The organism is Pseudomonas sp. REB1044 (assembly GCF_038813925.1).
Classification (GTDB): Bacteria; Pseudomonadota; Gammaproteobacteria; order Pseudomonadales; family Pseudomonadaceae; genus Aquipseudomonas; species Aquipseudomonas boreofloridensis.
The window spans coordinates 527,013-541,920 of sequence record NZ_CP046139.1 but is presented as its reverse complement, the minus strand read 5'-3'; the positions used below and the strand labels follow the sequence as shown (position 1 = coordinate 541,920).

Here is a 14,908-nt window from a genome sequence, read left to right as displayed (position 1 = left end):
CATTCGCCGAAAATTCGCACGTCGCTCTTTCGAGCAGAACTCACAAATTTTACCTCAGCCTGATGTCCAGCAGTGAAACTGGTCATCAGTCTGTATCTATCACATATCCGAATTTTTAAAGAACGATCTGGCAAAAGCCAGAAATCAACATTCCAACGCGGCGTCAACGCGACGCGCGAATGCTCATTTCTGAGTTCTAACAGTGCTGTACAAAGGTGGTGGAGCCAAGCGGGATCGAACCGCTGACCTCCTGCGTGCAAGGCAGGCGCTCTCCCAGCTGAGCTATGGCCCGTGTATCTGCTACATCTCGTAGGCCGCACCAAGTAATTGGTAGGTCTGGGCAGATTTGAACTGCCGACCTCACCCTTATCAGGGGTGCGCTCTAACCAACTGAGCTACAGACCTATAACAGGGTCGCGTTACAGCATCGTCTTTTCACAATGAATCAAGCAATTCGTGTGGGAGCTCATCAGCAGGCTGATGTCTTCGATTAAGGAGGTGATCCAGCCGCAGGTTCCCCTACGGCTACCTTGTTACGACTTCACCCCAGTCATGAATCACACCGTGGTAACCGTCCCCCGAAGGTTAGACTAGCTACTTCTGGTGCAACCCACTCCCATGGTGTGACGGGCGGTGTGTACAAGGCCCGGGAACGTATTCACCGCGACATTCTGATTCGCGATTACTAGCGATTCCGACTTCACGCAGTCGAGTTGCAGACTGCGATCCGGACTACGATCGGTTTTGTGAGATTAGCTCCACCTCGCGGCTTGGCAACCCTCTGTACCGACCATTGTAGCACGTGTGTAGCCCAGGCCGTAAGGGCCATGATGACTTGACGTCATCCCCACCTTCCTCCGGTTTGTCACCGGCAGTCTCCTTAGAGTGCCCACCATAACGTGCTGGTAACTAAGGACAAGGGTTGCGCTCGTTACGGGACTTAACCCAACATCTCACGACACGAGCTGACGACAGCCATGCAGCACCTGTGTCAGAGTTCCCGAAGGCACCAATCCATCTCTAGAAAGTTCTCTGCATGTCAAGGCCTGGTAAGGTTCTTCGCGTTGCTTCGAATTAAACCACATGCTCCACCGCTTGTGCGGGCCCCCGTCAATTCATTTGAGTTTTAACCTTGCGGCCGTACTCCCCAGGCGGTCAACTTAATGCGTTAGCTGCGCCACTAAAATCTCAAGGATTCCAACGGCTAGTTGACATCGTTTACGGCGTGGACTACCAGGGTATCTAATCCTGTTTGCTCCCCACGCTTTCGCACCTCAGTGTCAGTATCAGTCCAGGTGGTCGCCTTCGCCACTGGTGTTCCTTCCTATATCTACGCATTTCACCGCTACACAGGAAATTCCACCACCCTCTACCGTACTCTAGCTTGCCAGTTTTGGATGCAGTTCCCAGGTTGAGCCCGGGGCTTTCACATCCAACTTAACAAACCACCTACGCGCGCTTTACGCCCAGTAATTCCGATTAACGCTTGCACCCTCTGTATTACCGCGGCTGCTGGCACAGAGTTAGCCGGTGCTTATTCTGTCGGTAACGTCAAAATTGCAGAGTATTAATCTACAACCCTTCCTCCCAACTTAAAGTGCTTTACAATCCGAAGACCTTCTTCACACACGCGGCATGGCTGGATCAGGCTTTCGCCCATTGTCCAATATTCCCCACTGCTGCCTCCCGTAGGAGTCTGGACCGTGTCTCAGTTCCAGTGTGACTGATCATCCTCTCAGACCAGTTACGGATCGTCGCCTTGGTGAGCCATTACCTCACCAACTAGCTAATCCGACCTAGGCTCATCTGATAGCGCAAGGCCCGAAGGTCCCCTGCTTTCTCCCGTAGGACGTATGCGGTATTAGCGTTCCTTTCGAAACGTTGTCCCCCACTACCAGGCAGATTCCTAGGCATTACTCACCCGTCCGCCGCTGAATCGAGAAGCAAGCTCCTCTCATCCGCTCGACTTGCATGTGTTAGGCCTGCCGCCAGCGTTCAATCTGAGCCATGATCAAACTCTTCAGTTCAATACTGCTTGGGTTTTTAAGAAACCCTAAACTTGGCTCAGCAATCTCAAATGACTATGTGATTTCTCGCATGGCCACTTGTGATGCTGATAATCTAGGCGACGATCAGTCCATACTCACAAGCACCCACACGAATTGCTTGATTCGATTTGTTAAAGAGCGTTTGGCTAAGAGCGCTTCGTCTCAACCGAGGCCGCGCATTCTACAGCAGCCTTACTTCGTGTCAAGCGTTTATTTTGAAGTTCTTTCCGAGAAACTCGTTTAGCTTCAAACACTTGACTCGCTGCGATCTCTCGTAGCGGGAGGCGAATCATACAGCACCATTCGATGCTGTCAACTGCCTTTTTCACCGCTTTCAACCCGAGGATCGAAGCCCTTCGCACCGCACCGAACTCGATTAACTCGTTGATTCTCAAGGAGTTTCGCGTTCCGTTTGCTGCGGAAGTGGGGCGCATTATAAGGGGATCTGAACAGCGGTCAAGGCTTAATTTCAAATAAATTCAAATAGTTGAAACAAAGCGGGGCGGCCTGTCGGCCGCCCCGCTTTTATATAGCTACTCAACCACGTGCTATCACTCAGCCTTCAACGTCACTCGAGCAAAGGCCTTCTTGCCAGCCTGGCAAACATGTATGGCTCCCAAGACAAACATGAAGTCCTTCTCAACCACCACGCCATCTACTTTCACCGCGCCACCGCTAAGCAAGTCGCGCGCCTGCGCCGAATTCTTAACAAGACCCGCCCGGTTGAGCACGGCGGCAATCGGCAAGTCGGCATCTGCAACCACCTCGATCTCCGGCAGATCCTCAGGCAGCTCACCCTCCTTCATTCGATTACCGGCAGCACGGTGAGCATTGGCTGCAGCCTCCTCACCATGGAAACGCGCCACAATTTCTTCGGCGAGCTTGATCTTGATGTCGCGCGGATTCGACCCCTTCTCCACATCAGCACGGAACGCGTCGATTTCCGCCATCGAACGGAAGCTCAGCAGCTCGAAGTAGCGCCACATCAGCGTGTCAGGAATCGACACAAGCTTGCTGTACATCACGCCCGGCGCTTCCTGGATGCCCACATAATTGCCCAGCGACTTGGACATCTTCTTGACGCCATCCAAGCCTTCGAGCAGCGGCATGGTGACGATGTTCTGAGCCTCCTGACCGTACGCGCGCTGCAACTCGCGCCCCATCAGCAGGTTGAAACGCTGGTCGGTGCCGCCCAGCTCCACATCGGCCTTGAGCGCCACGGAGTCATAACCCTGCACCAGAGGGTAGAGGAACTCATGAATCGCGATCGGCTGCTGGCCGCTGTAACGCTTGTCGAAGTCGTCACGCTCGAGCATGCGCGCCACCGTGTACTGCGAGGCAAGGCGAATGAAATCAGCCGGGGTCAGGGAGTCCATCCAGGTGGAGTTGAAGGCAACCTCGGTCTTGGCCGGGTCGAGGATCTTGAACACCTGCTGCTTATAGGTCTCGGCGTTATCCAATACCTGCTCGCGGGTGAGCGGCGGGCGGGTGGCGCTCTTGCCGCTCGGATCGCCGATCATGCCGGTGAAGTCGCCGATCAGGAAGATCACCTGATGTCCCAGCTCTTGGAACTGGCGCAGCTTGTTGATCAGCACGGTATGCCCCAGGTGCAGGTCGGGCGCGGTCGGATCGAAGCCCGCCTTGATGCGCAATGGCTGGCCGCGCTTGAGTTTCTCGACCAGCTCCGACTCGACCAACACCTCTTCCGCACCGCGCTTGATTAGCGCCAGCTGCTCTTCAACCGACTTCATAGACAGACCCGCAAGGCTCAGATTCAAAGGGGAACAACGATACAAGATCGCCCATCAAATACAAGTTTGACGACCGGATGTGACCTGAAGCAAGGATTGAGGCGTCTACGCGCCCTTGCGCGAAAACGGTTTTGGTTATATTTTATACAGTTATTTCATCTTCATCATGTCATTCATCTTTTCCACCGTGTCTTGCAGCGATCTCAGTCACCTTTTTCATTCACTTTTTCAAAGTCACCTCACCTATGACCAACGACACGCCTAAAGCGCCGCCGCTTTATCCGAAGAGCCACCTGTTGGCCGCCAGCGGCATCGCCGCCCTGCTCAGCCTGGCCTTGCTGGTATTTCCCTCCAGCGACGTAGAAGCGAAAAAAACCACCCTCAGCCTCGAGCTCGATACCCCGGCCGAGCAACTCAACGACGAATCCCGGGCTGCCCCCTGGTGCAATCCACCGAAAACAGCGGATCGCCCTTCGCGCAAATCGAAGGTGACGACAGCAACACCGAGCAGGCCGCCGAGCGCGCTCAGCCGGTCGCACAAGAAAAACCTGAAGACAAAGCCCCAGGCCATCGGGAAGTGGTCGTAGCCCGTGGCGACACCCTCTCCACACTCTTCGCCAAGGTGGGCCTGCCCGCCAACGCGGTCCACGACGTTCTGGCCAGTGACAAGCAGGCCAAGCAGTTCAGTCAGCTCAAACACGGCCAGGTGCTGCAGTTCGAACTGGACAAAGAGGGCCAACTGACCAGCCTGCACAGTCAGGTCAGCAAGCTCGAGAGCATCCGTCTGAACAAGACCGACAAGGGTTACGCCTTCGCTCGCGAGATCAGCAAACCGGTGGTGCGTACCGCCTACGCCCATGGCGTGATCAAGAGCTCGCTGTCCGCTTCGGCCCAACGCGCCGGGCTGTCCCACAGCATGACCATGGATATGGCCCGCGTGCTCGGCTACGACATCGACTTCGCCCAGGACATCCGCCCAGGTGACGAATTCGATGTGGTCTACGAACAGAAGGTGATGGACGGCAAGGTGGTCGGCACCGGCAATATCCTCTCCGCACGCTTCACCAACCGCGGCAAGACCTACACCGCCGTGCGCTATACCAACAAGCAGGGCAATACCAGTTACTACACCGCCGACGGCAATAGCCTTCGCAAGGCATTCATTCGCACACCAGTCGACTTCGCCCGCATCAGCTCGCGCTTTTCTGCCGGACGCAAGCATCCAATCCTGAACAAGATCCGCGCGCACAAAGGCGTGGACTATGCGGCGCCACGCGGTACGCCCATCAAGGCTGCAGGTGACGGACGCATCGAACTGGCGGGCCGGCGTGGTGGTTACGGCAACACCGTGATCATTGCCCACGGCAACAGCTACAAGACCTTGTACGGTCACATGCAGGGCTTCGCCAAAGGCATCAAGACCGGCAGCAGCGTCAAGCAGGGTCAGATCATCGGCTACATCGGCACCACCGGTCTGTCCACTGGGCCGCACCTGCACTATGAGTTCCAGGTCAACGGTGTACACGTCGATCCGCTGAGCCAGAAAGTGCCGATGGCCGATCCGATCGCCAAGGCCGAGCGTCAGCGATTCCTGCAGCAGAGCCAGCCGTTGATGGCCCGCATGGATCAGGAAAAAGCCACCTTGCTCGCCGCGAACAAGCGCTGAGATGACGCTTTACCTGGGGGTGATGTCCGGCACCAGTCTCGACGGACTGGACATTGCCTTGATCGAACAGTCGGATCAGCCACGGCTGCTCGCCACCTGCTATCTGCCCATGCCTGCCGATCTTCGCCAGGACTTGCTGAGCCTGTGCGCCAGCGGCCCTGACGAGATCGCCCGTGCTGCACTGGCAGAGAATCGCTGGGCCAAGCTGGCTGCACAAGGCATACAGCAGTTACTGAAAGAGCAAGATCTCGCCCCCGAGGCGATCCGCGCCATCGGCAGCCATGGCCAGACCATTCGCCATGAGCCGACCCAAGGCTTCACCGTGCAAATCGGCAACCCGGCCCTGCTCGCCGAGCTGACAAACATTTGCGTGGTCGGCGACTTCCGCCGTCGCGATGTCGCCGCTGGAGGCCAGGGCGCTCCCTTGGTACCGGCCTTCCATGAAGCCTTGTTCGGCCATCTGGGTCAGCGCCTGGCCGTACTCAACGTGGGCGGTTTCAGCAACCTGAGCCTGATTGCGCAGAACACGCCAGTTCGCGGCTTCGATTGCGGGCCAGGCAATGTCCTGCTCGATGCGTGGATCGAGCGCAAACGCGATGAAGTCTTCGACGCAGATGGCGCTTGGGCAGCCAGTGGCAAGGTACAGAGCGACCTGCTTACAGCGCTGCTGGGCGATACCTTCTTCGCCGGCAGTGGCCCGAAAAGCACAGGACGGGAAGTCTTCAACCTGCCTTGGCTGGACGGCCACCTGGCGCGATTGCCGCACTACCGCGACGAAGACGTGCAAGCGACGCTTCTGGAACTGACCGCACGCAGCATCGTAGATGCGCTGGTTGAAGCCCAGCCGCGCACCGATGCCCTGATGGTGTGCGGGGGCGGTGCGCGCAATGGTGCGCTGATGCAACGCCTGACCTCATTGTTGAACGGCACCACGGTGACCAGCACGCAGGCACAAGGGATCGATCCGGATTGGGTCGAGGCCATGGCGTTTGCCTGGCTGGCCCATTGCTGCCTCGAAGGAATTCCGGCCAATCGCCCAAGTGTCACGGCAGCCAGAGGCTTGCGCGTGCTCGGCGCGATCTACCCCGCCTGATCGAAAGAAACGAAAACGCCGCGCACAAGCGCGGCGTTTTCGTGAGTGGCAGCGGACTCAGATCGAGAACGACGATCCGCAGCCGCACGTGGTGGCGGCATTCGGATTCTTGATCACGAAGCGCGAGCCCTCCAGACCTTCCTGGTAATCGACTTCGGCACCTGCCAGGTACTGGAAGCTCATCGGATCGACCACCAGCGACACGCCTTCGCGCTCGACGATGGTGTCGTCCTCGGCCACGTCCTCATCGAAAGTGAAGCCGTACTGGAATCCCGAGCAGCCACCGCCGGTCACGAACACGCGTAGCTTGAGGCGGTCATTGCCCTCTTCGGACACCAGGGTCTTCACCTTGTGCGCAGCACCCTGGGTAAATTCCAGGGCGGTGGGGGTGAAGGTTTCGACGCTCATGTTGGTTCTCCCGGCGTAAGCCGCCATAACACTCGATGACGCGCATTATCCGCTTCTCCGAGAAAATTGGTCAACAATTAGGCATGAGGCGAACGGCAAGCGGCTAGCTCAAGGGCAGCAGCACGCCTGCCTGTGCCACTTATGGCAGCAAGCCGGCGTGGCTCAAGCCCATGCGCTCATCCAGGCCGAACAGGATGTTCAGGTTTTGCACGGCCTGGCCGGAGGCGCCTTTGACCAAGTTGTCGATGACCGACAGGACCACCACCAGATCACCGCCCTGCGGACGATGCACGGCGATTCGGCACACGTTGGCGCCGCGCACGCTACGGGTTTCCGGGTGGCTGCCCGCCGGCATGATATCGACGAACGGCTCATCGGCATAACGCTTCTCGAACAGCGCTTGCAGATCGACCGAAGTGTCGACCACGTTGGCATAGAGCGTCGCGTGAATGCCGCGAATCATGGGCGTGAGATGAGGCACGAAGGTCAGCCCGATGTCCTTGCCCGCTGCCAGACGCAGCCCCTGACTGATTTCCGGCAGGTGGCGATGCCCCTTGACCGCATAGGCTTTCATGCTTTCACCCGCTTCGCAGAACAGCGAACCCACCGCAGCACCGCGACCGGCGCCACTGACGCCCGACTTGCAGTCGGCGATCAGGCGCGACGGGTCTGCCAGTCCGGCTTCGAGCAGCGGCAGGAAACCGAGCTGGGTCGCGGTCGGGTAGCAGCCCGGAACGGCGATCAGGCGCGCCTGGCGGATCTTGTCGCGGTTGACTTCGGGCAGCCCATAGACCGCTTCCCCCAACAACTGCGGCGCGCCATGGGGCTGGCCATACCACTTGCCCCATTGCTCGGCATCCTGCAGACGGAAGTCCGCAGATAGATCGATGACCCGAGTGCCGGCCGCCAGCAACTCACCGGCCAGCGCGTGGGCAACACCGTGAGGGGTGGCGAAGAACACCACATCGCAGGCGCCCAGGGTCTTGCTGTCCGGCACGCTGAACTGCAGGCCGTCATAGTGGCCGCGCAGGTTCGGGTACATGTCGGCCACCGCCACACCGGCCTCGGAACGCGAGGTGATGACCGCCACCTCGGCCTGGGGGTGCTGTGCCAGCAGGCGCAACAGTTCGACACCGGTGTAGCCCGTGCCGCCGACGATACCGACCTTGATCATAATGCTTGCCCCTCATCAACGAGACCACTGGAAAGCGCACGATGATAGGGTGACGTGGCGCCTGTAACAACTCTTGGCTAGCCCATGGCAGTACCGGGCCACTACTCTCTGACCACCGTGAAAACCTGAAGGAACACCCTATGCTCTATCTCTGGATCAAGGCCCTGCACATCGTCTGCGTGGTCTGCTGGTTCGCTGGCCTTTTCTACTTGCCGCGCCTGTTCGTCTACCACGCACAAAGTCAGGACAGCATCAGCCAGGAACGCTTCGTCACCATGGAGCGCAAGCTGTACCGCGGCATCATGAATCCGGCCATGATCGCCACCTACGTGTTTGGCCTGTGGATGCTCTATCTGACGCCGGGGTGGCTGAGCCAGGGCTGGCTGCACGCCAAGCTGACACTGGTGCTCCTGCTCACTGGCTACCATCACATATGCGGCGCGCAGCGCAAACGCTTCGCTGCCGGGCAGAACACCCGTAGCCATGTGTACTACCGCTGGTTCAACGAAGTGCCTGTGGTTTTCCTGCTGGCCATCGTCATCCTGGTGGTCGTGAAACCGTTCTAAGCCTCACCTGAGCGAAGGAGTCTCGCCATGTCCCTGCCCAAGGTTCTCCAGCAGCGCCTGCGCTTGCCAGCGGTCGCAGCGCCAATGTTTCTCATCTCCAATCCACAGTTGGTGCTGGCATGTTGTGCCGAGGGCGTGGTGGGCAGCTTTCCGGCGCTGAATCAGCGCGACAGTGCCGGGTTCAAGGCATGGCTGGAAGAGATCGAGACGGGGCTGGCGCAACTGCACGCCCCTGCACCCTACGCGGTCAACCTGATCGTGCACCCGAGCAATCCTCGCCTGCAGGCAGATTTGGCGCTGTGCGTTGAGCACCGAGTGCCGATTGTGATCACCAGTCTCGGCGCAGCCAAGGAAGTGGTGGATGCCGTGCACAGCTATGGCGGGGTGGTCTTCCACGATGTCACCACCCGCCGGCATGCGGAAAAGGCCGCCGAGGCCGGCGTAGATGGTTTGATCGCTGTGGCAGCCGGCGCTGGAGGGCATGCGGGAACCTGGAGTCCCTTCGCGCTGGTCGCCGAGATTCGCCAGTTCTTCGACAAGACGCTGCTACTGGCGGGTTGTATCAATCATGGCCACGAGATCCTCGCCGCCCGCCTGCTGGGCGCCGACCTCGCGTACATCGGCACACGCTTCATCGCCACCGCCGAAAGCCATGCCCAAGCGGCATATAAACAGATGCTGCTGGATGCCCACGCAGCAGACATCGTGCACACCCCTGCCGTTTCGGGCGTGCCCGCCAGCTTTCTGCGCCAAAGCCTGGAGCAGGCCGGCTACGACATGACCGCGCTCAAGTCCACAGCCGAGGCGACCCGGCTCAAACCGATGGATGAAGAAGCCAAGGCTTGGAAAACCGTGTGGTCCGCGGGACAAGGCGTCGGCGCAATCGGCGACCTGCCATCCGCTGCGACGCTGATCGAACGACTGCGCCAGGAGTACCTGAGCGCTCTTTCCAAAGGCCCCGACCTGGCGCTCTGAGACCTGCGCAAAAGCCAACAAGTCGGCCAACCACGCTGTACACTAGCGCCCCTCTTCAGCCGCCAGGAGCCTTGCATGACCCGTTACGCCATGATCACCGGAGCTTCCAGCGGCCTGGGACTGGCCCTGGCGGAGGCCCTGGCGCGCCGCGGGCGCAATCTGATCCTGGTGGCACGGCATCGCGAGACGCTGGAGCCCATCGCCATGGAGTTGAACCAGCGCTTCGGCGTCGAGGTGTTGCTGCGTGCGTGCGATCTCAGCCAGCCATTGCGCCTGTCGGGCTTCGTACTGGAACTCGAGGAGGGCGAGCGGCGCATCGACCTGCTGGTCAATTGCGCCGGACAGCGCACCTACGGCCCCTTCCTGGCTCATGAATGGGCCGACGAGCAGGATCTACTCGAAGTCAACGTCCTGGCCCTCACCCGCCTGTGTCATGCGATCGGCAACCTGATGGCGGTTCAGGGCGGCGGCCAGATCCTCAATGTTGCCTCGCTGGCCGGTGTCGCGCCTGGGCCCTGGATGGCGTGCTACAGCGCCAGCAAGGCCTACGTGCTGAGCTTTTCGCAGGCCCTGCGCGAAGAACTGCGGCGCACCGGAATAAAAGTCTCGGTACTGTGCCCCGGACCGATCCGCTCGGCGCGCCGACGCATCCCACGGCTCGAGGGCAGCACCCGCTGCCTGAGCCCAGAGGAAGTGGCGCTGCACACCGTGCGCGCGCTGGACCGCAATCGCGCGCTGATCATGCCGGGCCGGCGCAATCGCTGGCTCGCCTTCGCCCCTCGGCTGCTGCCGCGCTGGCTCAGCCGCAAGCTGGCGGGAATGATCCATCGTCGCTACTGCCCGATCGAAGCCGAGTAGGCCCTGTCCGAGCGACGCCGCGCTCAGTACACTGCGCTTCGACCCTCACCAAGGAGCAAGTGAAGTGGACGATCTATTCCTCAAGATCATCAACCGGGAAATCCCGGCGGATATCATTTATGAAGACGACCAGATCCTGGCGTTCAAGGACATCGCACCTGCGGCCCCGGTGCACTTTCTGGTCATTCCGAAAAAACACATCCCCACGCTGAATCACCTCACCGAAGAGGACAAGGCCCTGGCCGGGCACATCCTGTTCACCGCACAGCGCCTGGCGGTCGAGCAAGGTTGCGAGGAGGGCTTTCGGGTGGTTATGAACTGCAATCCGCAAGGCGGGCAGACGGTCTATCACATCCATATGCATGTGCTCGGGCAGCGCCAGATGAACTGGCCGCCGGGCTGACTCAAGGCAAGCCCCGCCCTGGGGATTGCGGTAGACTGTCGGGCACCACTTCAGCGGAGGTGCCCGATGGCTACCGAACGTCACTACTCGCCGCTCGACCGCTTGTTGCTGCAGGCCGATACCGCCATGCGCACCTTGCTGCCCTTCAGCGGCCAACCTTCCCGCCCCTCGCCTGCCATCATCCAGCCGAATGCCGAGCTGGACGACTCGCAAACGCGTCACATCGCCGGCCTCATGCGCATCAACCATACCGGTGAGGTATGCGCCCAGGCGCTGTACCAGGGTCAGGCCCTGACCGCCAAACTGCCACAGGTTCGCAAGGCCATGGAGCATGCAGCCGAGGAAGAAATCGACCACCTGGCCTGGTGCGAGCAGCGTATTCGCCAACTGGGCAGTCATCCCAGCGTCCTCAACCCACTGTTCTACGGCATGTCGTTCGGCATCGGCGCGCTGGCCGGGCTGGTGAGCGACAAAGTCAGCCTGGGTTTCGTCGCGGCCACCGAGCAGCAGGTATGCAAGCACCTGGACGAGCACCTGGAGCAGCTTCCGGAGCAGGACGAAAAGTCGCGCGCCATTCTCGAACAGATGCGCGTCGATGAAGAACACCACGCCGAATCGGCTCTGCAGGCCGGCGGCTATCGCTTCCCTGCTCCGGTGAGGTTCGGCATGAGCGTGCTGGCCAAGGTGATGACCAAGAGCACTTACCGAATCTAGGCTTTGTATGAAAAGCCTTGAGACGAAGGTCAGGCAAGGCGAAAACCGCCGAGGAACGGTCGGAGTCGCGCTCGACTTTACGGGTTGTAAATGAGCATTCCGACCGGGCTGGCGATCCAGGCGGTTTCAACGCAGCATCACCGAGTATCAAGGCTTTTCAGACAAAGCCTAGGAAACACGATGACCGAGCGCTTCGATACCAAGGACCTGGCCAATGCTGTAAGCGCTGGCATCCTGCAACCTGGCCAGGATCGAGCCCTGCTCGAGTTCCTGCGCCGTCGACCGCAGCAGCAGGGCCAGTTCCAGTTGGCCAATGTCGCTTTCTACTTCGGTGGCCTGCTGATCATGGGCGCCATGGGCTGGCTGCTGACCGAAGCCTGGATGCGAATTGGCGACTGGGCGTTGCTGGCAGTGGCCATACTCTACATTGCCGTCCTCACTGGGTTGGCGCTCGCCTTGCAACGTCGCGAGCAGATCGTCCCCGCTGGGGTGCTGGCGGCGGTCGCTGTGAGCATCGTGCCCCTGGCCGTGTTCGCGGTGGAACTGCTGATCGGCTGGTGGCCCATGGGTGAGGCGCAGGGCGAGTACCACACCTACTACACCTATGTGCAGGCCAGTTGGCTGTGGATGGAAGCGGCCACGGTGCTGGCCGGGCTGCTGATGTTGCGCCTGGTGCCCTTCCCGTTCATCGTCATGCCGATCGCCTTGGCGCTGTGGTTCATGTCGATGGATCTGAGCGAATGGCTCTACAGCGATGCTTTGACCTGGGCTCAACGAGAACAGGTATCGGTGTGGTTCGGGCTCGCTGTGCTGGTGGCGTTCGTGGTGATCGACGGGCGAAGTCGACGCGATTACGCCGAGTGGGGTTACCTGGCAGGACTTCTGGCCTTCTGGTGTGGCCTGACGTCGATGAACAGCGACAGCGAGGTGAACAAGGCCTTATATTGCCTGATCAACCTGGCGTTGATGGCCTTCGCGGTGCTGCTGCGCCGTCCGGTCTTCATGGTCTTCGGCGCACTGGGTGTGGCCTCGTACTTGGGCTACCTGTCTTACGAAGTGTTCGCCGACTCACTGCTGTTCCCAGTGGTGTTGACGCTGATCGGACTGGCAGCCATCGGCTTGGGCCTGGCCTACCAGAAACGCCAGGAACAGTTGAGCGCAGCAGTACGGGCCCGCTTGCCGCATTGGCTGCTACAGGCAATGCCTGCGCTGCGCGACTGAAAAACGGGCCACCTGGCTCAACCCAGTTCGACGATCTCGTAACCGTGGGTGATTTCAACGCCAGCGCGGTCGAGCATGATCGAGGCCGAGCAGTACTTCTCGGCCGACAACTCAACGGCCCGCTTGACCTGTGCTTCCTTCAGGCCTCGACCTTTGACCACGAATTGCAGATGGATCTTGGTGAAGACCTTCGGGTCCTCGCCAGCGCGCTCGGCCTCCAGGAAAGCCTCGCAACTTTCAACGGCCTGCCGGGACTTCTTCAGGATGCTGACCACATCGAAACTGCTGCAGCCGCCGAGCCCCAGCAGCAGCATTTCCATCGGCCGAACGCCCAAATTGCGACCGCCCGCTTCGGGAGGACCGTCCATGACCACGACATGCCCACTCCCCGACTCACCGAGGAACATGGCCTCACCGGCCCACTGGATGCGTGCCTTCATCTATACGGACTCCTGACTGTGGAAAAGGCCGTCAGCTTAGACCTTGTAACGTATTCGGAAAAGCTCAAGAAGTTGGCGGTTGATGCCGATAAGTCAGAAGCGTCTGATAAGCTGGCGCCAAATCACTGGCGCACATGCCAGCTCCCTCCTAGCAAGAGCCTCTGCGTACCTTGAACAGGATTTCGTGATGGTAGCTTCAACCCTTCCGGGCAAGATCAAGAATATCGACAAGCTGCTGGTGCACTGCCAACGCCGCCGCTATGCCGCCAAGAGCAATATCATCTGCGCGGGCGACCGGGCACAGACCCTGTCGTATATCGTGAAGGGCTCGGTGACCATCCTGATCGAGGATGACGAAGGCCACGAAATGATCATCGCCTACCTCAACAGTGGCGACTTTTTCGGCGAACTGGGCCTGTTCGAGTCGGACGGGCCGCAGCAGCAGCGCAGCGCTTGCGTTCGCGCCAAGACCGAATGCGAGGTCGCCGAAATCAGCTACGAGAAATTCCGCGAACTGGCCCGTCACGACCCGGACATCCTCTACGCCCTTGGCAGCCAGATGGCCCAGCGCATTCGTAACACCACACGTAAAGTCGGCGACCTGGCGTTCTTCGACGTTACCGGCCGGGTGGCTCGCTGCCTGCTCGATCTGTGCAAGCAGCCGGACGCCATGACCCATCCTGATGGCATGCAGATCAAGATCACCCGTCAGGAAATTGGGCGGATCGTGGGCTGCTCGCGAGAGATGGTCGGCCGCGTCCTCAAGGACCTGGAAGAACGCAGCCTGGTGCACGTCAAAGGCAAGACCATGGTGGTCTTCGGCACCCGTTAATCCTCGGGCAGTGCGCCGAGTACCTCGGCGTACACCTTGGACAGGCGCTCGAACCAAGGCGCCGCCGGCGCCACTTCGTGCAGCGCGATATGGCTGTCGGCGCGGCAGCGCTGCTCAAGTGCGCAGCACTCATTGAAGCGATTGACCGCAGCCACCATCGATTCGCGCTCGTTGTCCAACAGCAGTGCACCGTGAACCAGCACTACCGGCCGCTTGCCGCCCAGTCCCTGGCGCCAGCGTTGAGCGGTCCCGACCAGCTTGCGGCCCTCGAGATTGACGTTGTAACGCCCGTCGCAGAAAGCGCCGTCGATCTCGCCGACCGACGCCACCCCACCCCATTCACGCAGTACCTCGCACAGGGGCAGGCACAGCCGCTCGTAGGCCTTCTGGATACGCCCATGATCGCCCTCGCTTCGCGGCGCCACGTAAACCAGCGCTACGTTGACCGTGGCGTGGGATTGCGGCACCGGCTCGCCCCCTGTTTCGCGCAGCAGCACCGGCCAGCCGGCGATCGCCAACTCCGCGCATGCCGTTTCGAAGTGCTCCAGACGGCTCATGCGGCGCGGCATGACCAGTGCGTGGTCGGTAGGTCGCCAGAACAGCACACCGGACTCGCGTTCGCCACGGCAGACGGCAGCAAGCAGATCCTGCTCGGCATGCAGACCTTGTTCGACAGTAAGGGCCAGGGGTTGCTCGGTCATGGTGCACCTTCGAGAATGTGGGGCCTTGGCGCAGGTGAATCCGCTTCCAAAGGCCGCA

Annotated in this window: 13 protein-coding genes, 1 tRNA gene, 1 rRNA gene and 1 pseudogene; 9 read left to right on the top strand and 7 right to left on the bottom strand. The window is 60.1% G+C overall.

What is annotated here, in order from left to right:
- Positions 1-328: 328 nt before the first annotated feature.
- From GKC70_RS02420 to tyrS, 3 genes are all read right to left on the bottom strand, one after another.
- Positions 329-405 (bottom strand) — tRNA-Ile (locus tag GKC70_RS02420).
- An 86-nt stretch (positions 406-491) separates the two neighbouring features.
- Positions 492-2,027 (bottom strand): 16S ribosomal RNA (locus GKC70_RS02415).
- Positions 2,028-2,599: 572 nt separating this feature from the next.
- A complete protein-coding gene (gene tyrS / locus GKC70_RS02410) occupies positions 2,600-3,799 on the bottom strand; it encodes a tyrosine--tRNA ligase (RefSeq protein WP_342650348.1) in 1,200 nt (399 codons plus the stop codon).
- 245 nt (positions 3,800-4,044) lie between these two features.
- On the opposite strand from tyrS, the pseudogene GKC70_RS02405 reads away from it, so the two are divergent.
- Positions 4,045-5,465 (top strand): annotated as a pseudogene (locus tag GKC70_RS02405) (peptidoglycan DD-metalloendopeptidase family protein).
- A 1-nt stretch (position 5,466) separates the two neighbouring features.
- Positions 5,467-6,558, top strand: a complete 1,092-nt coding sequence (locus tag GKC70_RS02400) for an anhydro-N-acetylmuramic acid kinase (RefSeq protein ID WP_342650347.1) — start codon at positions 5,467-5,469, stop codon at positions 6,556-6,558.
- 57 nt (positions 6,559-6,615) lie between these two features.
- Here the strand turns inward: GKC70_RS02400 and erpA are convergent, their stop codons facing one another.
- The gene (gene erpA, locus GKC70_RS02395; protein WP_029615063.1) at positions 6,616-6,966 is read right to left on the bottom strand and encodes an iron-sulfur cluster insertion protein ErpA; all 351 of its coding nucleotides are present in this window, start codon (positions 6,964-6,966) and stop codon (positions 6,616-6,618) included.
- A gap of 139 nt (positions 6,967-7,105) precedes the next feature.
- Positions 7,106-8,140, bottom strand: a complete 1,035-nt coding sequence (argC, locus tag GKC70_RS02390; protein WP_342650346.1) for an N-acetyl-gamma-glutamyl-phosphate reductase — start codon at positions 8,138-8,140, stop codon at positions 7,106-7,108.
- Positions 8,141-8,280: 140 nt separating this feature from the next.
- Between argC and hemJ the strand changes: the two genes are divergently transcribed.
- From hemJ to GKC70_RS02360, 6 genes are all read left to right on the top strand, one after another.
- Positions 8,281-8,706, top strand: a complete 426-nt coding sequence (hemJ, locus tag GKC70_RS02385) for a protoporphyrinogen oxidase HemJ (RefSeq protein ID WP_342650345.1) — start codon at positions 8,281-8,283, stop codon at positions 8,704-8,706.
- Positions 8,707-8,733: 27 nt separating this feature from the next.
- On the top strand, positions 8,734-9,681 hold the full coding sequence (locus GKC70_RS02380; protein ID WP_342650344.1) for a nitronate monooxygenase family protein: 948 nt from the start codon (positions 8,734-8,736) through the stop codon (positions 9,679-9,681).
- Positions 9,682-9,756: 75 nt separating this feature from the next.
- Positions 9,757-10,539, top strand: a complete 783-nt coding sequence (locus tag GKC70_RS02375) for an SDR family oxidoreductase (RefSeq protein ID WP_317870997.1) — start codon at positions 9,757-9,759, stop codon at positions 10,537-10,539.
- Positions 10,540-10,603: 64 nt separating this feature from the next.
- The gene (locus GKC70_RS02370; protein WP_029615065.1) at positions 10,604-10,942 is read left to right on the top strand and encodes a histidine triad nucleotide-binding protein; all 339 of its coding nucleotides are present in this window, start codon (positions 10,604-10,606) and stop codon (positions 10,940-10,942) included.
- A 66-nt stretch (positions 10,943-11,008) separates the two neighbouring features.
- Complete coding sequence (gene coq7 / locus GKC70_RS02365) at positions 11,009-11,656, top strand: 2-polyprenyl-3-methyl-6-methoxy-1,4-benzoquinone monooxygenase (RefSeq protein ID WP_342650343.1); 648 nt, start codon at positions 11,009-11,011, stop codon at positions 11,654-11,656.
- Positions 11,657-11,836: 180 nt separating this feature from the next.
- Positions 11,837-12,877 carry a DUF2157 domain-containing protein gene (locus GKC70_RS02360; protein ID WP_342650342.1) on the top strand — a complete coding sequence of 347 codons (1,041 nt, stop codon included), beginning with the start codon at positions 11,837-11,839 and terminating at the stop codon, positions 12,875-12,877.
- A 17-nt stretch (positions 12,878-12,894) separates the two neighbouring features.
- Here the strand turns inward: GKC70_RS02360 and GKC70_RS02355 are convergent, their stop codons facing one another.
- Positions 12,895-13,317: an OsmC family protein gene (locus GKC70_RS02355; protein ID WP_029615067.1), complete on the bottom strand. Its 423-nt coding sequence runs from the start codon at positions 13,315-13,317 to the stop codon at positions 12,895-12,897.
- Between the two features lie 187 nt (positions 13,318-13,504).
- On the opposite strand from GKC70_RS02355, the gene crp reads away from it, so the two are divergent.
- Entirely contained in the window at positions 13,505-14,149 is a 645-nt protein-coding gene (crp, locus tag GKC70_RS02350) for a cAMP-activated global transcriptional regulator CRP (RefSeq protein WP_342650341.1), read from the top strand.
- Here crp and GKC70_RS02345 read toward each other — a convergent pair.
- Entirely contained in the window at positions 14,146-14,850 is a 705-nt protein-coding gene (locus tag GKC70_RS02345; RefSeq protein WP_342650340.1) for a lipoate--protein ligase family protein, read from the bottom strand. The genes crp and GKC70_RS02345 overlap by 4 nt on opposite strands.
- Between the last annotated feature and the right edge of the window lie 58 nt (positions 14,851-14,908).